This window comes from Hydrogenophaga electricum (assembly GCF_030160815.1).
Taxonomy (GTDB): domain Bacteria; phylum Pseudomonadota; class Gammaproteobacteria; order Burkholderiales; family Burkholderiaceae_C; genus Hydrogenophaga; species Hydrogenophaga electricum.
The window spans coordinates 1-3,247 of record NZ_BSPB01000112.1 but is presented as its reverse complement, the minus strand read 5'-3'; the positions used below and the strand labels follow the sequence as shown (position 1 = coordinate 3,247).

The 3,247-nt window shown below is 67.3% G+C and carries 4 protein-coding genes; 2 read left to right on the top strand and 2 right to left on the bottom strand.

Translation table 11 applies throughout. The features are described 5' to 3' along the window. The first annotated feature begins 173 nt into the window (after positions 1 to 173). Positions 174 to 677 (top strand): hypothetical protein, encoded by a 504-nt coding sequence (locus QQK43_RS22875; protein WP_284309591.1) that lies wholly within the window; start codon positions 174 to 176, stop codon positions 675 to 677. A 277-nt stretch (positions 678 to 954) separates the two neighbouring features. After that, positions 955 to 1,257, top strand: a complete 303-nt coding sequence (locus QQK43_RS22870; protein ID WP_284309590.1) for a GNAT family N-acetyltransferase — start codon at positions 955 to 957, stop codon at positions 1,255 to 1,257. Between the two features lie 45 nt (positions 1,258 to 1,302). Here QQK43_RS22870 and QQK43_RS22865 read toward each other — a convergent pair whose 3' ends face one another. Together QQK43_RS22865 and QQK43_RS22860 are read right to left on the bottom strand one after the other, a co-directional pair. Further along, positions 1,303 to 1,929 (bottom strand): thioredoxin family protein, encoded by a 627-nt coding sequence (locus tag QQK43_RS22865; RefSeq protein ID WP_370465344.1) that lies wholly within the window; start codon positions 1,927 to 1,929, stop codon positions 1,303 to 1,305. Positions 1,930 to 1,972: 43 nt separating this feature from the next. Further along, positions 1,973 to 3,247: protein-disulfide reductase DsbD family protein (locus QQK43_RS22860; RefSeq protein ID WP_284309589.1), on the bottom strand; the 1,275-nt coding region annotated here is incomplete at its 5' end.

Below are 3,247 nucleotides of genomic sequence, written 5' to 3'. Positions count from 1 at the left end.
GCCAGATCGATGCCAACGGATACGATTGCCATGGACTTCCCCTTCCAACAAACGAGTGAGTTGATGAGAGTTCGCACTTCCCATCGTGGCACCTGGACGCCGTACCCCGCAAATGCGCGGATCACCCGGGACGGGGAAGTCCCTTTCATTCGTTAGGGCGCAAAGGAGCCTCAGTGCCAGTACCGAAAAATCAGAAAGAACTTGCCGAGCTTTTCCGAGAGCTTGGAGCCCAAGACCCCGACGGCTGGGCGACCTCCCAGATGTCGGAGGGAATAAATCAACTTCACAGGTTTCTATTCCTTCGCCAAGCTTGGGGGCGAGTGGTCTCTGAAAGCGACGATGCATGGATTGACCAAGAGATAGCCAGCGCCAAGGAAAATCCAGGTCAGCCATTTGCAGGCATTGGGCATGCGCTTGCGAAGATGCAAGCTAAGGGCGTAGCGCGCGAGGACATCGTTGACTTGGCGCGCGGCATGCAAGCTCGGTTGCTCTTTGACTTCTGCTACTTGCTGGATGACCCATCAATTTCCGAATCGAGCGCCGATGACTTGGGCTGGGCGCTTGTAGAGACGGATGACGACTTCGAGCCAACAAGGGAGACAATTTCGGGACTACATGAGTCGGTTTTGAATACTGACCCCACTGGCAGAGAAATGCGACCGCGCAATGCGCCATAACCATCATTCAACGCGGACGCAGCCATGGCGCATCGTTTTGCGATTTTGATAGCCGATGGCGGTACCCTGCGCACTTTGTGCTCCGGCGTCGGTTAACTTGGGTGTTGAGAACCCCGACGCGTTGAAGCTCCCCGGCTTATCCGCCTCCTGGCGCGGGCACCGATGCGCCGACATCCGGTCCGATGCGGCCAAAGCCCCTGCTTTTGACACCCGTCTTTCCGCTGGCGACACTGGCTGCTTCTGTGGCTCCCACCAAGGCCTCTGGCCTGTCGACACCATGACCGCCGCTTCTGCCCTGCCGCCCATCGCCCACGAGGACAACGCTTCGCGGGGGGCTTTTTATCTGGAACAGGGCGGCCGCCGTCTGGCGGAAATGACTTACAGCCGCACCAACGACCAGTTGATCGTGATCGATCACACCGAGGTGGACGCGAGCCTGGGTGGTCAGGGCGTGGGCCGCCGCCTGCTGGACGCGCTGGTGCAGTGGGCGCGCGAGACGGGTACCCAGGTGATCGCGCTGTGCCCGTTCGCCAAGGCGCAGTTCAACAAGGACCCGACGATTCGCGACGTGCTTCGCTGATAAAAAAAGCGCGCCAAAGCGAAAGGGCGGGGGGCGGCCCGGGTATCAGCCCTTGTATTTGATGCTGCACCCGTAGGGCAGGCTGGTGGGTTTGCTCAGGGGTTGGCCGGCGAGCAGTTCGTCCAGGCCCTGGCGCACGTAGTTGGTGGCTTTGTCGATGTCGGCCACGCGGGCCGACGGAATGCTGTCGATGCCGCCAGCGTAGACCAGCACGCCCTGGGCGTTGACGATGTACAGGTGCGGTGTCACGCGGGCGCCGAAGGCCTGGCCAACCCGGCCTTCGTCGTCCATCAGGGTGGCGGTGGGGGCGGCGTTCTTTTCCTGCATCCAGCGCGCCAGTTGCGGCGGGGTCAGGTAGTCGGCGCTGGCGTCTTCGGTGGAATTGATGGCCAGCCACACCACGCCCCGGCCGGTGTAGGCCTTCTGCAGCGCTTGCAGGTTGCCGCTGTAGTGCTTGCGCACGAAGGGACAGCCGGGGTTGGTCCATTCCAGCACCACGGGCTGGCCTTTGAAGCGCGACAGCGTCACCGGGTTGCCGGCGGTGTCTTCGAGCGTGAAGTCGGGCGCGGGCTGGCCGACGAGGGCGGCGGCGTGCACGGTGCGTGGGTGCAGCAGGGCCGGCGCGGCCAGGGCGCTGGCGCCCAGGGCGATGAGGGGGCGGCGTTGCAGCATGGGGTGTTCTCCAGGAACGGGTGGGGGTGTGCGGCGCGCTGGCTCAGAGCCGGTCGAGCGCCGAGCGCACTTCCTCCACGGTCAGCACTTCGGTCAGCACCTGCGACGGGCTGCCTTGCCGGTGCAGGGCGTACACGGGCACGCCGCTGCGGCCCAGGCGGCCCAGGGCGGCGGTGATGGCGGGGTCGCGCCGCGTCCAGTCGGCACGCAGCAGCACCACCTGGCGGCCGGCCAGGTCGGTCAGCAAGGCGGTGTCGGCCAGGGTGGTGCGCTTGTTGTACTGGCAGGTCACGCACCAGGCGGCGGTGAAGTCGACGAACACCGTGCGGCCTTCGGCCAGCAGGGCGGCTTCGGTTTCGGCGCTCCAGGGTTGCCAGGCCAGGCCTTCGACGGCGGTGGCGCTGGCGGCGGCGGGTTCGGGGTCGGCCAGGCGGGTGATGTGCGGGCCCACGGCCACGCCCAGCCACAGCAGCGCAACCAGCGCGCCGCCGCCGAGCACCAGCCGGCTTTTGCCACGCAGGCCCAGGGCCCAGACCAGCAGCGCCAGCGCCAGCAAAATCAGCAGCAGCGCGGCGGCGCCGTCGATGCCGGTCTGCTGGCCCAGCACCCACAGCAGCCACACCACGGTGGCGAACATGGGGAAGGCCAGGAACTGGCGCAGGGTCTGCATCCAGGGGCCGGGGCGGGGCAGGGCGCGGGCCACGGCGGGCCACCAGCTCGCGGCCAGGTAGGGCAGGGCCATGCCCAAGCCGATCAGGCCGAAGATGGCCAGCGCCTGCCAGGCCGGCAGGGCAATGGCCAGCCCGAGCGAGGCGCCCATGAACGGCGCGGTGCAAGGCGAGGCCACGGCCACGGCCAGCACGCCGGTGAGGAAGGCGTCGACCGTGGGGTTGCGCGCCTGCAGGCTGGCCAGGCCCGAAGGCAGCACGTTGCCCACTTCGAACAGCCCGGCCAGGTTCAGGCCGATCAGGGTGAACAGCACCACCAGCGCGGCGATCACGCCGGGGCTCTGCAACTGGTAACCCCAGCCGATGGCTTCGCCGGCCGAACGCAGCGCGAGCAGCAGGCCCCCCAGCGCCAGGAAGGACAGCACCACGCCGGCCGTGTAGGCCAGGCCGCTGCGGCGGTGGGCCGAGCGGTCGTCAGCATGCTGGGTGAAGGCCAGCACCTTGATGGCCAGCACCGGGAACACGCAGGGCATGAGGTTGAGGATGAGGCCCCCCAGCAGCGCCCCCGCCAGCGCGGCCCAGAGCGTGATGCGGGCGCCGGAGCTGACCTGGGGCGCCGCGCCCGCGCTGCCGGTCGCGCGGGCGGCGTT